Consider the following 14,812-nt stretch of genomic DNA (forward strand, 5'->3'; position numbering starts at 1 on the left):
CCGGTGGCGTCGCCTCACCAGACGGTGAGGGTGACCGTGCTGCCCTTCGGCGCCTCGCCGGTCGTGTCCTGGAAGCGGACGGTGTCGAGGATTCCGCCCAGGTAGGCGTTCTCCTTGACCACGAACCCGGCCTTCTCGAGTGCCGTGCGGGCGGGCCCGGAGCGATTGCCCACGACGTTCGGCACCTCGACCAGGGGCGGGCCCTGAGAGATCGTCAGAGTGACGGTGTCCGTGCGGTGCGCCGTGGTCCCCTCCTTCGGGTCCTGTGCCAGCACGTGCCCCTCCGGGATGTCCTCCGAGTACTCCGGGTCGGCCAGCTCGACGACGAGCCCCAGGCCCTCGAGGTCGGTGACGGCCGCGTCCTTCTCCTTGCCCACCTCCTGCGGCACCTGCACGGGCGCCGGGCCGTCGGAGACGGTGAGCGTCACGACCGTGTCGTGCCGCTGGCGCGAGCCCTCGTCGACCGACACGTCCAGCACCTCGCCGCGGCCGGCGTCGTCGTCGTACGACCGGGTGGGCTCGCCGACCGTGAAGCCGGCGTCGTCCAGGGCGTCCTCGGCATCGTCCTGACCGGCGCCGACCAGGTCGTCGGGCACGGTGAGCATCTGGACGCCCCGGGAGACCACCAGCTCGACCGAGCCGTCCTTGCGCACACGGTCGCCGGGCGCGGGCACGGTCGTCACGACCGATCCCTCCGGGACGTCGTCGTCGAACGACCGGCTGGTCGTCGTCTCGAGCCCCGCGCCCTCCAGGACGGTACGGGCCTCGTCGGCGGCCACCCCGGCGACCCCGCTCGGCACCGAGGTCCACGCGCCGGGGCCGTCGGCGAACCACCACCACGAGCCCAGCCCGCCCCCGGCAAGCACCAGCACCAGCGTGAGGGCCCACGCGATCGCGCGCCGGCGCCGGGACGGACGCCGGTAGGTCTCCGTGGGCTGCTCGACGAGCCGGTCCGTGGGCTGCGCCGGCGAGGTCGCGGACACCTCCTGGAAGAACGCGGTCGGGATCTCGTCGACCGCGTCCGTCCCCTCGCGGCCGTCGCCGTCCTCGCCCTCGTCGAGCGCGCTCGCTCCGGCGCCGTCCGGTCCGCCGGCGTCGGACGGGCCGGGCTCCGCGACGACGGCGGGCCGCTCGGCCCGGCGTGCGAGCAGGTCGGGGTCGAGCGTCGCGCGCAGCGCCTCGACCGCGGCGAGCGCGACGCCGGCGTCGGCCGGACGCTGCTGCGCGTCCCGTGCCGCGAAGGACGCGACGAGCGTGTCGACCTCGGCGGGCAGCCAGTCCACGATCGCGGACGGGGCCGGCAGGTCCTCGTGCACGTGGCGGAAGGCGACCTGGATCGGCGTCTCGCCGGCATAGGGCAGCGTGCCGGTGACCAGCTCGTACGCGAGCACGCCGACCGCGTACACGTCGGTGCGGGCGTCGCAGGTTCCGCTGGTGATCACCTCGGGCGCGAGGTAGGCGACCGTGCCCAGGACGGTGCCCGTGGCGGTCGTGGTCACCTCGGTGACGGCGCGGGCGAGGCCGAAGTCGGCGACCTTGACCCGCGTGCCCGTGTCGACGTCGTCGCCGACGACGAGCACGTTCTCCGGCTTGACGTCCCGGTGGACCAGCCCCTTGCGGTGCGCGGCGGCGAGGGCGGCGAGCACCTGCGCGACGACGTCGAGCGTGCGCCCCAGGGTGAGCGCCCCGGACGCGTGCAGCTCCCGGCGCAGGTTGATGCCCGGCACGTACTCCATGGCGAGGTAGCTGGTGTCCCCGTCGACGCCCTGGTCGTAGACCGCGACCACGCCCGGGTGGGTGAGGCGGGCGGCGGCGCGCGCCTCCCGGCGGAACCGGGACACGAACGCGGCGCCGTCGACGCCGTCCGCGAGGTGCGGGTGCATGACCTTGATCGCGACCTCGCGGTCGAGGCGACGGTCCGTGGCCCGGTACACGGTGGCCATGCCCCCGCGGGCGACGCGCGCGACGATCTCGTACCGCCCGTCGACCAGGCGGCCGAGCATCGGGTCGGTCGTCGCGATGGCCACGCGACGAGTGTAGGGGCGCCCGCATCGGCAGGCCCGTAGGCTGGCCCGGTGAGCGACACCACCGCGCCGGAGCCCGGCGCCCCCACCCCTGGCAGCACCGGCGAGAGCCTCGACGACCGCACCGCCCTCGAGTCCCTCGTGGAGGAGTGGCTCACCCTGCCGGACGTGGCGGAGGCGCTCGGCACCGCGGTGAGCAAGGTGCGCGGGCTGGTCTCGGAGCGCACCCTCGTCGGGATCAAGCGGGGCGAGCGGAACACGTTCCAGGTGCCTGCCGCGTTCCTCGTGCTCGACGACGGCGCCCCGCACGTCCTGCACACCCTGCGCGGCACCGTCCTGGTGCTCTCGGACGTCGGGCTCGACGACGCCGCCATCCTGCGCTGGCTGTTCGACGTCGAGCCCTCGATCGGCGCCGCCCCGATCCAGGAGCTGCGCTCCGGTCGCCGCGCCGAGGTGCGCCGGGTGGCCCAGGCGCTGCTCTGACGCCTGCGCCCCGGCGCGGGTGGCCGGGTCAGGCCGCCCGGTCGACGGCGGCCCGCGCCAGGTCCAGGAGCACCTCGCGGCCGGGCTCGGCGAGCCCGGCCGTCGACAGCGCGTCGAGCGCGCCGTCCGCGAGCGTGTCGATGAGGGTCTCGACGCCATCCAGCGCGCCCGACCCGGCGATGACCCCGCGCAGCCGTTCGACGGCGGCGGCGTCCAGCGACGGGTCGCCGAGGCGCGCGACGACGAGGTCGCGGTCGGCCGTGCCCGCGGCGGCGAGCGTGCGGGCCATCAGGACGGTGCGCTTGCCCTCGCGCAGGTCGTCGCCGGCGGGCTTGCCCGTCACGGACGGGTCGCCGAACACGCCGAGCACGTCGTCGCGCAGCTGGAACGCCTCGCCGAGCGGCAGCCCGGCGTCCGAGACCGTCGTCACGCGTGCGCCCGACGCCCCCGCGAGCACCGCACCGAGCACGAGCGGACGCTCCACCGAGTAGCGCGCGGACTTGGCGCGCAGCACGCCTCGGGCGCGCTCCTCGTCGGCGACGGGGTCCACGCCCCAGGGCTCGGCCTGCACGAGGACGTCGAGGTACTGGCCCACGACCACCTCGGTCTGCATCGCGTCGAACAGCGCTCGGGCCTCCGACGCCCGTTCGGCGGGCAGGTCCGCGACGGCGGCCGCGATCTCGCGCTGGCACGCCACGAGGCACAGGTCGCCGAGCAGGATCGCGGCGGCCGTGCCGAACCGCTCGGCCGAACCCGACCAGCCGGCGCCGGCGTGCCGGGCCTCGAAGGCGCGGTGCGCGGTGGGCTCGCCGCGACGCGTGTCCGACGCGTCCATGACGTCGTCGTGCAGCAGGGCGGCGGCCTGGAAGAGCTCGAGCGCGGCTCCGGCCCGCACCACGGCGTCCCGCTCGGGGCCGTCCGCAGCGCCCCCGTGAGCGCGGTAGGACCAGTAGCAGAAGGCGGCGCGCAGCCGCTTGCCGCCGCGCAGCAGCACGGCCGCCTGGTCGGTCAGCGCGGTCGCCGGGGCGCCGATGGCGGCGACCTCCCGGGTGAGCGCGTCGAGGTGCTCCTCGACCCTGCGGTCGACGTCGGTGCGGAGGTTCTCGAGGTCGACCAGCGACGCGGCGGTGGGCATGCCGACAGCCTATGCGTCCGGCCGGGTCGTCCTGACGGCACGCGGCACGCCCGAGGTCTGTCAGCCGACGACGACGGAGCCGCTGACCGTCACGAGGCGCCGCTCGCCGTCGTCGAGCACGCCGAGGGTGACCGACTCCACGACCGGGCCCGCGTCCTTCTTCTTCCCCCTCGGCGTGCTCTCGCGGCCGAACGTGGTCTGGGCGGTGAGGCCGGAGAAGGCGGCGGCCTCGGACTCCTCGAACCCCGCCTTGCGCAACCGCTTCGCGAGCTGGTCGATGACCTCCTGCGTGCTGCGCTGCGTGCTGAGGTTGAGGGTGACGTCCGTGAGCCCGCCCTCGCCCGGGGTGGCCGAGCTGGCGAGCACCGCGGCGTCCTCTGGGGCGCCGAGCAGCTTCTCGGGGAACCCGTCGGCGTACCCGCCGACGGCCGTGTCCGGGTCGAACGTGGGCAGGGCGGAGGCGTCGTCCGGCGACGGCTCCGCGGCGGGGGCCTCGGTGGTCCCGCGCACCCCGACCCCCGAACCGTCCTGGCCTGTCGCGGACACGTCGTCCCCGGGGGTCCCGGCGCCGCCGAGCAGGCCGCACCCGGACAGCGCGAGCACCGCGGTCAGTGCCGCCGCGCCGACGCCACGCGCCGCCGTCGCGGGCGCGGGGCGCGACGGGACCGTGCGGCGCGGGCGGCGGGGGAGCGAGGGCACGGCGCCTACCGTAGCGGGCCCTGCGACCGGGCAGTACGCCCGGGCGACGCACGACGTCCCACCACGCCGCAGGCCGCAGAGCCTGCCCCCAACCCGGCGCCGTCCACATCCCGGCGCGACGTGGTGTCCGAGCCCGCCGCCGTGCCCTGGGATCGGAGCCATGGACGCCGCATACGCCACCGACCGTGCCGGAGAGCCCGGCCTCGCCTTCGACACCCCGCTCGTGCTCCGCTCGTCCCGCGACCTGCTCGCGGCCGTCCCGTACCTGCTGGGGTTCCGGCCGCGGGAGTGCGTGGTCGTCGTCGCGGTGACGGGAGAGGGGCGGGTGGGCCTCGTCGCGCGCACCCCCCTGCCCGGCCTCGACGATCCCGCCGGAGGCCGGACCCGCGGCGCGGGCGGGAGCACGAGGGACGGGGCGACCAGCGACGACCCGGACGGTGCGCTGGGCGTCGTCGCACGGGCCGCCGTCCGGGCCGGTGCCCGCCTGGCCCTGGTCGTGGTCTACACGGCCGCCGCTGCGCACCTGGTCCGGCGACGCGGGGTGGCCGTGGCCGCGGCGCTCGAGGAGCTGCTGGCCCCGACGGCCGACGTCGAGGCCTGGCTGGTGGGCCCGGAAGGCTACCGGGGCCTCGACTGCGTGGACCCGGCGTGCTGCCCGGCGCGGGGACGCCCCGTGAGCGAGCTCGAGCACGGAGAGGTGGGTGCGGCGTTCGTCGTCGCCGGGCGGGCGATCGCGGACTCGGAGCAGGACGCGCACCGGATCCGTCCCCTGTCGGCGGCGATGCGGGACCGCGTCGCCAAGGCGGCCGGGCGCGCGGAGCGGGCCCACACCGCGGTGCACGACGTGCCTCGCGAGCGTCCCGGCGACGTCCTCGGGGACGTGGTGCGCGGCGCGACGACGGCACCGGCTCGTCGGGCGCCGGCCCGCGGCGTCGGGGACGCTCCCGCCCGCTGGCGGGCCGAGGCGTACGGCGTCTGGTGCGACCTGGTGCGCCAGGCGGCGGCGGAGCTGCGCACGGGTGCGGCCGCCGACGTCGAGCTGCCCCCGGCGCGGCTCGGCCGACTGGCGGTGGCGCTCGCGGACGTCCGGGTCCGCGACGCCGTGCTGCTGTCGCTGGTGCCGGGCGCGCGGGAGGCCGCGGACCGCACGGCCGGGGTGGGCGGCGACGCGGGTGGGTGCGACGTCGAGGCGGCCACCGCTCGGGCGATCGCCCGGGTCGTGGACCCGCGGGTCGGGGTGCCGCCCGACGCCGCGTCGGCCGACGCGGCACGCCTCGTGCTGGAGCAGGTGGTGGGCGGCGCGCCCCGGCGGTGGCACGCCCCGCCCCTGGCGCTGCTGGGCTTCCTGGCGTGGTGGCGCGGCGACGGGTGGCTGGCGGCGCGGCGCGTGCGCGAGTCCGCGCAGCAGGACCCGTCCTACCGCCTGGCCGCGCTCGTGGACGGGGTGCTCGAGGCCGCCGTGCCGCCCGGGTGGGTGGGCGCGGCACGGAATCCCGCCCCGGGTGGTGCGGACGGTGCACCTGGTGGGTGAACCGAGGGGTGAGGCGCCCGGTGTGGCCGGGCCCACGGTCGGGTAGCGTGCCCCCATGGCGATCGTCGTCGGACTCCTGAGCACGGCCGAGGGACAGGCGGCACTCGCCGCAGCGAAGCGCGAGGCGCACGAGCGGTCGGTCCCGCTCACGGTCGTCGTCACCCGGGACGACGGCGGGCCCGAGAGGCAGGCGGTCGAGGACGACCTGGCCGCGTCCGGGCTCACCTACTCGGTGGTGGGCGGCACGGGCGACCTCGCGGACGACCTCGTCCGCACGGCGCAGGAGGCGCACGCCGAGCTCATCGTCGTGGGCCTGCGCCGCCGCAGCCCCGTGGGCAAGCTGATCCTCGGCTCAGGTGCGCAGCGGATCCTGCTCGAGGCGCCGTGCCCGGTGCTGGCGGTCAAGCCGTGACGACACGCGCGAGCGGTACGCCGCGTGGTGTGACGCTCGTGACCGTCCCGGTGGGGTCCTCCGCGGCGCACGGAGGGTTCGGGCGGGGACGCACCGCTGGGAGTTTCGCCCGTGGTTCCGCCCGCGAGGGCGGGAATCTTCGCGACGTCCCGTGCGTTGAGCGAGGACCGGGGAACGGACGACGTGGGTACGGGACTGGGCGCAGGAGCCCGTGGTGCCCTTCCGTCGCGGATGTCGCCGGTACAATAGAGGTGTCCGCCTGAGCCACGACAGTCCGAGTCGGAGGCCTTGACGGCGATGCACCGTCCCCTCGAATGCCGAAAGGTCGGTTTGTGGCGTCCACTGCGCAGAACCCTGCACTTCCCCGAGAGTTCGAGCACCCTGCCCTGCAGGGGCTGCTCGCCCGAGGCACCGCCGACGGCCGGGTCGACGCCGAGAGCTTCCGCGCTGCCTGCGAGAACGCCGCGGTGGCGGACCCCAAGCGTCTGAAGGCGGTCCTGCGCGCCTTCGCGACCGCGGGCGTCGAGATCGGCGTGCCCACGGCCACCAAGGTCGCCGCGGCCAGCGCGGGCCGTAGCACCACCGCCCGCGCGAAGGCCCCGGCGACCCGGTCCGCCAGCCCGGTGAAGACCTCGACGGTGGCGGCCGCGAAGTCGTCCGCGTCGACGGACGACGAGCCGGCCGAGGCCACCTCCACGACCAAGAAGACCGCGGCGAAGGGCGGCACGACCAAGTCGGCCGCGGCCAAGGGCGCCAAGCCGACGCGCGGACGCAAGGCGGCGTCGAAGGACGAGCCCGAGGACGTCGAGGACGTCGAGCTCGACGACGTGACCGACGTCGACGACGATTCCGAGGCCGCCGAGCAGGCCCCCGCCAAGGGCGGGAAGGCGGGCACCGCCAAGGACGGCAAGGGCGAGGACGAGGAGACCGGCTTCGTCGTCTCGGACACCGACGACGACGACCAGCCTGCGCAGCAGGTCGTCACGGCCGGGGCGACCGCCGACCCTGTCAAGGACTACCTCAAGCAGATCGGCAAGGTCGCGCTGCTGAACGCCGAGCAGGAGGTCGAGCTCGCGAAGCGCATCGAGGCCGGCCTGTTCGCCGAGGAGCGCCTGTCCAAGGACTACGCCACCTTCGACAAGACGAAGGCGAACGCCGACGAGCGCAAGATGTACCGCGACCTGCGGTGGATCGCCCACGACGGCAAGCGCGCCAAGAACCACCTGCTCGAGGCGAACCTGCGCCTCGTCGTCTCCCTCGCCAAGCGGTACACCGGCCGCGGCATGCTGTTCCTGGACCTGATCCAGGAGGGCAACCTCGGTCTGATCCGCGCCGTCGAGAAGTTCGACTACACCAAGGGCTACAAGTTCTCGACGTACGCCACCTGGTGGATCCGGCAGGCGATCACCCGCGCGATGGCCGACCAGGCCCGCACCATCCGCATCCCGGTGCACATGGTCGAGGTCATCAACAAGCTGGCCCGCGTGCAGCGCCAGATGCTCCAGGACCTGGGCCGCGAGCCCACCCCGGAGGAGCTGGCCAAGGAGCTGGACATGACCCCCGAGAAGGTGGTCGAGGTCCAGAAGTACGGCCGCGAGCCCATCTCGCTGCACACCCCGCTCGGCGAGGACGGCGACAGCGAGTTCGGTGACCTCATCGAGGACTCCGAAGCCGTGGTCCCGGCCGACGCCGTGAGCTTCACGCTGCTGCAGGAGCAGCTGCACCAGGTGCTCGACACCCTGTCGGAGCGTGAGGCGGGCGTCGTCTCCATGCGCTTCGGCCTGCAGGACGGCCAGCCGAAGACGCTGGACGAGATCGGCAAGGTCTACGGCGTCACCCGCGAGCGGATCCGCCAGATCGAGTCCAAGACGATGTCCAAGCTCCGGCACCCGTCGCGGTCCCAGGTGCTGCGGGACTACCTGGACTGATCCCCACCGCTCCAGCACGGCGTCACGAGAGCCCCGGTACCGGCGGGTACCGGGGCTCTCGCGCGTCCGCGCCCGGACGGGTCGTGCGCCGGTCGTGCGCCGGTCGTGCGGCCGTCGTGCGGCCGTGGTGCGGGCCCGTGGTGCGCGCCGCGGGTCAGCGGGCGCCGTCGACGACCGACCACCGCGACGACGGGGCGAGGACGCCGGCGGGGTCGAGCCGTCGGCGCAGCTCGACGAGCCGGGCGTAGGTCGCCGGGCCGTAGGCCTCGCGCACCAGCGCGGCGGAGACGTCGTCCCGGGGGCCGGCGAAGTTCAGCAGCGAGCCGCCGGTGGTCCACGGCGCCAGCGCGTCGTGCACGGCCTGCAGGTGCGCGGCGACGTCGGGCGGACCGACCGGCGCGCCGAGCGCCCCGGTGAACAACGTGCAGGCGGCGTCGCGCCCGCCGACGGCGTTCGGCACGGCAGACGGACGGGCCACCGCGCCGCCGAGGAGACGGATCTCCGCCGCGAGGACGGGGGAGTCGGGCGGCACGGCCCCGAGGAACGCGTCGACGGCGTCCTCGGTGAGCTCCCGCAGCAGCCCGCCGCGCTCGACGAACGGCATCGGGTCGTCCGGGTCGGCGTGCACCGCGCCGATCTGCGCGTACGGCAGGTCCCCGACCGCGTCGAGGATCGGCGCAGCCACGCGTCGGAGGTCCTCGACGAGGGGGTCGGGCGCGGCGAGGTGGCCGTGCCGGACGTAGCGCACCACGAGCACCGCGCGCCCGCGCAGCGGCTCGGGCACGTCCGGCAGCGGCGGCAGGTTCAGCCGCGCGACCGAGGTGGAGACGTCGTCGGCCAGCGTCGTCGTGTGCTCGCGCCACCGGTGCAGCACGGCGGGCGCGTCGTCGACGTCGAACCAGAGGGTCCCCGCGCGCACGATGGACAGGGGGAACAGGTCGAACGTCATCGCGACGACGACGCCGAAGGCGCCCCCGCCGCCGCGGAGCGCCCAGAAGAGGTCGGCGTGGTGCTCCGCGGTCGCGGTGACGAGGTCGCCGGCGGCGGTCACCACGTCCAGGGAGCGCACGTGGTCCGCGGCGAAGCCGTAGGTGCGGGCCAGCGGGCCGAGGCCGCCGCCGAGCGTGTACCCGACGACCCCGACGTGCGGCGACGACCCGCACAGGCCGCCCAGGCCGAACGGAGCCCCGGCCTCCAGGACGGCGGACCAGGGGACGCCGGGGCCGACGGTCGCGGTGCGCCGGCCGGGGTCGACGTCGAGGCGGTCGAGCCCGGACACGTCGAGGAGCAGCTCGCCGGGGCCGGTCGGCGGCGCCCCGTGGCCCGTGGAGCGGACGCCGACGCCGACGCCGTGGGCGGCGGCGCCGCGGACGGCCGCGACGACGTCCGCGACGCCCGCCGCCCGCACGACCAGCGCGGGCCGGTGCTCGAGCGCCAGGTTGAAGCCGGGGAGCGCGGCGCCGTAGGCGGGCTCGCCGGGCCGCAGGACGTCGCCGTCGAGCGCCGGGGCCAGCGCGGCGTGCAGGCGTGCGTGCCGCGACGTGTCGCGGGTCGTGGTGGGTGCGGTGCCGGTCATGGTCTCTCCTGCTGCTCGGGATCCTGCACGAGATCGTGCTGGACGGTGCCGAGGAGAGGGAGGCCGCGGACGAGAGGGCCGGGACCGCGGTGCGGGGTGATCGCCGGGTGAAACGCTCCGGACGCACGAGAGCCCCGCACCGTGGTGCGGGGCTCTCGTGGTTCGTCCGTCGTGGCGGGTCAGCGCGCCCCGTGCTCCTCGTGGAGCCGGTCCGTCTCGTCCTGGACGTGGACGGCGACACCCTGGTAGGCGTCCGCGTGCGCGCGTGCGTGGTGCCCGCAGAAGAGGAGCTCTCCGACAGGCAGGACCACTCGCACGTACGCCTGGGCGCCGCAGCGGTCGCAGCGGTCGGCGGCGGTCAGCGGCTGGGTCGGTTCGGTCGTCGTGGTGCTCACATGACCATCCAACCAGACCGGTGGCCCCGAGCATCCCGGTTCCGCGCCGGGTTCGCTCCGGGCATAGCGGCGTGGAGCACACGGAACACCTGTTCGGGTCGTCTACCCTCGTTCCCGTGACTGCCACCTCCGAGTCCGGGTACACCGCGCGCCACCTGTCGGTCCTCGAGGGCCTCGAGGCGGTGCGCAAGCGCCCCGGCATGTACATCGGGTCCACCGACTCGCGGGGCCTCATGCACTGCCTGTGGGAGATCATCGACAACTCCGTCGACGAGGCCCTGGGCGGGCACGCGACGGCGATCCGCGTGGTGCTGCACGCCGACTCGTCGGTGACCGTCGAGGACGACGGGCGCGGCATCCCGGTCGACGTCGAGCCCAAGACCGGGCTCACCGGCGTCGAGGTGGTCTTCACCAAGCTGCACGCGGGCGGCAAGTTCGGCGGCGGTTCGTACACGGCGTCGGGCGGCCTGCACGGCGTCGGGGCCTCCGTCGTGAACGCGCTCTCGGCGCGGCTCGACGTCGAGGTGGACCGCAGCGGCAAGACCTACGGCATGACGTTCCACCGCGGCGAGCCCGGCGTCTTCTCCGACAAGGCCTCCGGCCCGTCGCCGGAGTCCCCGTTCGAGCCGTTCGTCTCCGGGTCGGAGCTCGCGATCGTCGGCAAGGCGAAGCGCGGCGTGACCGGCACCCGGGTGCGCTACTGGGCCGACCGTCAGGTGTTCCCCAAGTCGGCGGTCTTCAGCTACGACGAGCTCGTCACCCGTGCCCGCCAGACCACGTTCCTCGTGCCCGGCCTGAAGATCACGGTGCGCGACGAGCGCGGCCTGCCGGGGTCCCCGGGGGAGACCGGCCCGCACGAGGAGGTCTTCCAGCACGACGGCGGCGCGGTCGACTTCGTCGAGTTCCTCGCGCCCGACGCCCCGGTGACGTCGACGTGGCAGCTCAAGGGCAGCGGCCACTTCACCGAGACCGTCCCGGTGCTGGACTCCCGTGGTCACATGTCGCCGCAGGAGGTGCAGCGCGACTGCGAGGTCGACGTCGCCCTGCGGTGGGGCGGCGGGTACGACACCGAGGTCCGCACCTTCGTCAACATCATCGCGACGCCCAAGGGCGGCTCCCACCTGTCCGGGTTCGAGCAGGGCCTGCTCAAGACCGTCCGCAAGCAGATCGAGGCGAACGCGCGGCGCCTCAAGGTCTCCACGAAGGACGCGGCCGAACGGATCGAGAAGGACGACGTCCTCGCCGGCCTCACCGCGGTCGTCACGGTGCGGCTCGCGGAGCCGCAGTTCGAGGGCCAGACCAAGGAGGTGCTCGGCACCGCGCCGGTGCGGGCGATCGTCTCCCGCGTCGTCGAGAAGGAGCTGGGCGCCCTGCTCACGTCGTCCAAGCGCGACGAGAAGGCCCAGTCGGCGCTGCTCCTCGAGAAGGTCGTCGCCGAGATGCGCGCCCGCGTGACGGCGCGCAAGCAGAAGGAGATCTCGCGGCGCAAGAACGCCCTCGAGGCCTCGTCGCTGCCGGCCAAGCTGGCCGACTGCCGCAGCGACGACGTCAACCGCAGCGAGCTGTTCATCGTCGAGGGCGACAGCGCCCTCGGCACGGCCAAGCTGGCCCGCTCGAGCGACTTCCAGGCGCTGCTGCCGATCCGCGGCAAGATCCTCAACGTCCAGAAGGCGTCGATCAGCGACATGCTCCGCAACGCGGAGTGCGCCGCCATCATCCAGGTGCTCGGGGCGGGCTCCGGTCGGTCCTTCGACCTGGACGCCGCCCGCTACGGCAAGATCGTGCTGATGACGGACGCCGACGTCGACGGCGCGCACATCCGCACCCTCCTGCTCACCCTCTTCTACCGGTACATGCGGCCGATGCTCGAGGCGGGCCGCGTGTTCGCGGCCGTCCCGCCGCTGCACCGTGTGGAGGTGCTCGGCAGCGGCCGGCGCAAGAACGAGTACGTGTACACGTACTCCGAGGCCGAGCTCACCGCGACGCTGAAGAGGCTGGACCGGGCGGGGCGCCGGTACAAGGAGGACATCCAGCGCTACAAGGGCCTGGGGGAGATGGACGCCGACCAGCTCGCCGAGACCACGATGGACCCGCGGCACCGCACGCTGCGCCGCGTCACGGTGGAGGGCGCCGAGGCCGCGGAGCGAGTGTTCGAGCTGCTCATGGGCAGCGACGTCGCGCCCCGCAAGGAGTTCATCGTCGCGGGGGCCAGCACGCTGGACCAGTCCCGGATCGACGCCTGAGCGCGACTCGTGCCGGCCTGCGTCGCCGTCCGCATGGCGGCCCGAGCGGCGGGTGCGCTCCGGTGATGGGTACCCTCTGGCCGTGAAGATCCCCCGCTCGACCTCGTCCCGTCTGCTCGCGCTGCTCCCCGCGACCGCCCTGGCCGCGGGTCTGCTCGCCGGATGCTCGGACGACACGGCGCCCGACGCCGGCTCCTCGGCATCTGCCAGCGCGTCGGTCGACGCGACGGAGCAGGTCGCGGAGAACCTCAGCGAGTTCTCCTACCCGGGTGAGGACGGCAAGACGGCGCTCGAGCTCCTCCAGGAGAAGGACCCGGACGCGCAGGTGCAGGGCGAGGGCGAGAACGCCTATGTCACCGCGATCCGCGGACGCGAGGCCGACCCGGCGACGGAGTTCTGGGGCCTGTACGTCGACGACGAGCTGGCCCAGGTCGGCGCCGGGTCGCTCGAGACCGAGGACGGGCAGACCATCACGTGGAAGCTCGAGGAGATCGAGCAGTGACCGCCCCCGTCTCGCGGACGCGTGCGCCGCGCCTCGACTCCCCGCTCACCGTCCGTGAGCTCGTGCACCGGTGGTGGCGCCCGACGCTCGCGGTCCTGCTCGTCGCGGGCGCCGTCGTCTGGCGGCTCGTCAAGACCGACCTCGGCGCGCCGCCCAACCTCGAGCTGTCGACCGCCGCGGCGTTCGCCGCCGCCGGGCTGCTGCGCCACCGGCTCGCGATGTTCGCGCCCCTCGTCGTGGTCGCGCTGAGCGACGTGCTGCTCGGCAACTCGTCGGTGCTGGTGTTCACCTGGACCGCCTGGGCCGCGATCGGCGTCGGCGCGTGGTGGGCGGGGCGGACGCGGGGCACCGTCGGCCGCCTGGTCGCCGCGCTGGGGTTCGGCGTCGGCAGCTCGCTGTTCTTCTACCTGTGGACCAACGCGGGCGTGTGGTGGCTCGGGCGGGGCACGTTCTACCCCGAGGGGCTGGACGGCCTGTTGGGCAGCTACGTCGCCGGGCTGCCGTTCCTGCGTCCCATGCTGCTGGGCAACCTCGTCCTGGTCCCGCTCGCCGCCGGGCTCGTCGCCCTCGTGACCCGGCTGGAGCGGGCGTCCGTGGCGGCCCACGGTGCCGTCGCCGCGCGCTAGCCTCGAGGCAGAACCGACCGTCACGACAGGAGGCGACCGATGCCCGCCGACCGGATCCGCCGGATGACCTTCGCCAGCATCTATCCGTTGTACGTGCAGAAGGTGGAGCGCAAGGACCGCAGCACCGACGACCTGGACCGGGTGCTGACCTGGCTCACCGGCTACGACGACGCCGGCCTCGAGAAGGTGATCGCCGACGAGGTCGACCTGGAGACGTTCTTCGCCCAGGCGCCCGCGATGAACCCGAACGCGTCGCTCATCACCGGGGTGATCTGCGGCGTCCGCGTCGAGGACATCGACGACCCGCTGATGCAGCAGATCCGCTGGATGGACAAGCTGGTCGACGAGGTCGCCAAGGGCAAGAAGATGACGTCCATCCTGCGGGGCGGCGTGGCCGCCTCGGCGTGAGGCCACCTCGGCCTGAGGGCCACCCGACCCGGGGTCTCAGCGCGCCGGCGCGACGCGGCCGAGGAACTCCAGGACCACGCGGTTGAACTCCCGCGGCTGCTCGACGTTGGCCGCGTGGCCGTCGCGGGCGATGACGGCCGACTCGCCGCGCGGGGCCAGGGCGGCGGACGCCGCGGCGTGCGTGCTGGGCCAGAACTCGCTGTCCGCGCCGGCGACGAACAGGACGGGCATGGTCGCGGTGGCGACCACCTGACGCCAGTCGCGCGTCGCGTGGTCGTGGAGGAGCGCGAGCTCGTCCGGCGAGAGGGTCCGCTCGGCGCCTCGCATCGCGCGCAGGAGACGCACCAGCCGCAGCCCCCGCCGGGCGAGGGGCGTGCCCTTGCCGGTGTCGGGGATGCCCGCGGCGAAGTACGTGTCGGCGACGCTCTCGTCGTAGCCGTAGAAGCCGTGCGGCCAGCCCTCCGCGTTGAGCATCGCCGGCGTCTGGTCGACCGAGACGACCGCCGCGACGCGGTCCGCATCTCCCTGGGCGAGGTACGACCAGATGCTGCTCGCGCCCATCGAGCCACCGACCAGCACGGCACCGTGCAGGTCGAGGGCATCGAGGACGGCCCCGACGTCGCGCCCGCGGCGGTCCATGGCGACGGCGCCCGGCCGCTCGGCGGCGCCGTGGCCGCGCAGGTCCACGGTCAGCACCCGGAAGCCGGCGGCCACCAGGGGCGCGACCTGGTAGCGCCAGGACGTCGCTGCCGCCTTGAACCCGGCCAGGAGCACGACGGCGCGGCCCGCCGGGTCCCCGTGCGCGGTGTAGTCGAGGCGGACGCCGTCGTCGGCGACGAGGGTGGTCATC

The 14,812-nt window shown here is 74.7% G+C and carries 14 protein-coding genes; 8 read left to right on the forward strand and 6 right to left on the reverse strand.

The genetic code is table 11. The features are described from left to right. Nucleotides 1-14: 14 nt before the first annotated feature. Nucleotides 15-2,027: a Stk1 family PASTA domain-containing Ser/Thr kinase gene (gene pknB / locus ABZ493_RS07885; RefSeq protein ID WP_430581618.1), complete on the reverse strand. Its 2,013-nt coding sequence runs from the start codon at nucleotides 2,025-2,027 to the stop codon at nucleotides 15-17. A gap of 48 nt (nucleotides 2,028-2,075) precedes the next feature. On the opposite strand from pknB, the gene ABZ493_RS07890 reads away from it, so the two are divergent. After that, nucleotides 2,076-2,507: an Rv2175c family DNA-binding protein gene (locus ABZ493_RS07890; protein WP_430581619.1), complete on the forward strand. Its 432-nt coding sequence runs from the start codon at nucleotides 2,076-2,078 to the stop codon at nucleotides 2,505-2,507. A 28-nt stretch (nucleotides 2,508-2,535) separates the two neighbouring features. Here the strand turns inward: ABZ493_RS07890 and ABZ493_RS07895 are convergent, their stop codons facing one another. Continuing rightward, nucleotides 2,536-3,642, reverse strand: a complete 1,107-nt coding sequence (locus ABZ493_RS07895) for a polyprenyl synthetase family protein (RefSeq protein WP_430581620.1) — start codon at nucleotides 3,640-3,642, stop codon at nucleotides 2,536-2,538. A gap of 60 nt (nucleotides 3,643-3,702) precedes the next feature. Continuing rightward, nucleotides 3,703-4,341, reverse strand: a complete 639-nt coding sequence (locus ABZ493_RS07900) for a hypothetical protein (RefSeq protein ID WP_430581621.1) — start codon at nucleotides 4,339-4,341, stop codon at nucleotides 3,703-3,705. Nucleotides 4,342-4,501: 160 nt separating this feature from the next. Here ABZ493_RS07900 and ABZ493_RS07905 point away from each other — a divergent pair, with 160 nt between their 5' ends. The 3 genes from ABZ493_RS07905 to ABZ493_RS07915 all read left to right on the forward strand — a co-directional run bounded on the left by ABZ493_RS07905 (nucleotide 4,502) and on the right by ABZ493_RS07915 (nucleotide 8,212). Beyond that, on the forward strand, nucleotides 4,502-5,872 hold the full coding sequence (locus tag ABZ493_RS07905; RefSeq protein ID WP_430581622.1) for a DUF4192 family protein: 1,371 nt from the start codon (nucleotides 4,502-4,504) through the stop codon (nucleotides 5,870-5,872). A 55-nt stretch (nucleotides 5,873-5,927) separates the two neighbouring features. Beyond that, nucleotides 5,928-6,284: a universal stress protein gene (locus ABZ493_RS07910; RefSeq protein ID WP_430581623.1), complete on the forward strand. Its 357-nt coding sequence runs from the start codon at nucleotides 5,928-5,930 to the stop codon at nucleotides 6,282-6,284. Between the two features lie 332 nt (nucleotides 6,285-6,616). Next, nucleotides 6,617-8,212, forward strand: coding sequence for an RNA polymerase sigma factor (locus ABZ493_RS07915; protein ID WP_430581624.1), 1,596 nt, complete (start codon nucleotides 6,617-6,619; stop codon nucleotides 8,210-8,212). Nucleotides 8,213-8,366: 154 nt separating this feature from the next. Here ABZ493_RS07915 and ABZ493_RS07920 read toward each other — a convergent pair whose 3' ends face one another. Beyond that, nucleotides 8,367-9,788, reverse strand: coding sequence for an FAD-binding protein (locus ABZ493_RS07920; RefSeq protein ID WP_430581625.1), 1,422 nt, complete (start codon nucleotides 9,786-9,788; stop codon nucleotides 8,367-8,369). A gap of 179 nt (nucleotides 9,789-9,967) precedes the next feature. After that, nucleotides 9,968-10,183: a DUF7455 domain-containing protein gene (locus tag ABZ493_RS07925; RefSeq protein WP_429729875.1), complete on the reverse strand. Its 216-nt coding sequence runs from the start codon at nucleotides 10,181-10,183 to the stop codon at nucleotides 9,968-9,970. Between the two features lie 116 nt (nucleotides 10,184-10,299). Between ABZ493_RS07925 and ABZ493_RS07930 the strand changes: the two genes are divergently transcribed. The 4 genes from ABZ493_RS07930 (at nucleotide 10,300) to ABZ493_RS07945 (ending at nucleotide 13,962) form a co-directional block, all read left to right on the forward strand. Next, nucleotides 10,300-12,426, forward strand: a complete 2,127-nt coding sequence (locus ABZ493_RS07930) for a DNA topoisomerase IV subunit B (RefSeq protein ID WP_430581626.1) — start codon at nucleotides 10,300-10,302, stop codon at nucleotides 12,424-12,426. An 82-nt stretch (nucleotides 12,427-12,508) separates the two neighbouring features. Then, nucleotides 12,509-12,928 carry a DUF4430 domain-containing protein gene (locus tag ABZ493_RS07935; protein WP_430581627.1) on the forward strand — a complete coding sequence of 140 codons (420 nt, stop codon included), beginning with the start codon at nucleotides 12,509-12,511 and terminating at the stop codon, nucleotides 12,926-12,928. Continuing rightward, complete coding sequence (locus ABZ493_RS07940) at nucleotides 12,925-13,554, forward strand: DUF6580 family putative transport protein (protein ID WP_430581628.1); 630 nt, start codon at nucleotides 12,925-12,927, stop codon at nucleotides 13,552-13,554. Before ABZ493_RS07935 ends, ABZ493_RS07940 begins: the two co-directional genes overlap by 4 nt. A 39-nt stretch (nucleotides 13,555-13,593) precedes the next feature. After that, complete coding sequence (locus ABZ493_RS07945; RefSeq protein WP_430581629.1) at nucleotides 13,594-13,962, forward strand: DUF2200 domain-containing protein; 369 nt, start codon at nucleotides 13,594-13,596, stop codon at nucleotides 13,960-13,962. 36 nt (nucleotides 13,963-13,998) lie between these two features. Here ABZ493_RS07945 and ABZ493_RS07950 read toward each other — a convergent pair whose 3' ends face one another. Then, nucleotides 13,999-14,811 carry an alpha/beta hydrolase gene (locus ABZ493_RS07950; RefSeq protein ID WP_430581630.1) on the reverse strand — a complete coding sequence of 271 codons (813 nt, stop codon included), beginning with the start codon at nucleotides 14,809-14,811 and terminating at the stop codon, nucleotides 13,999-14,001. Nucleotide 14,812: the final 1 nt, after the last annotated feature.

This window comes from Isoptericola sp. NPDC019482 (assembly GCF_040632295.1).
In the GTDB taxonomy this organism is placed as follows: Bacteria; Actinomycetota; Actinomycetes; order Actinomycetales; family Cellulomonadaceae; genus Isoptericola.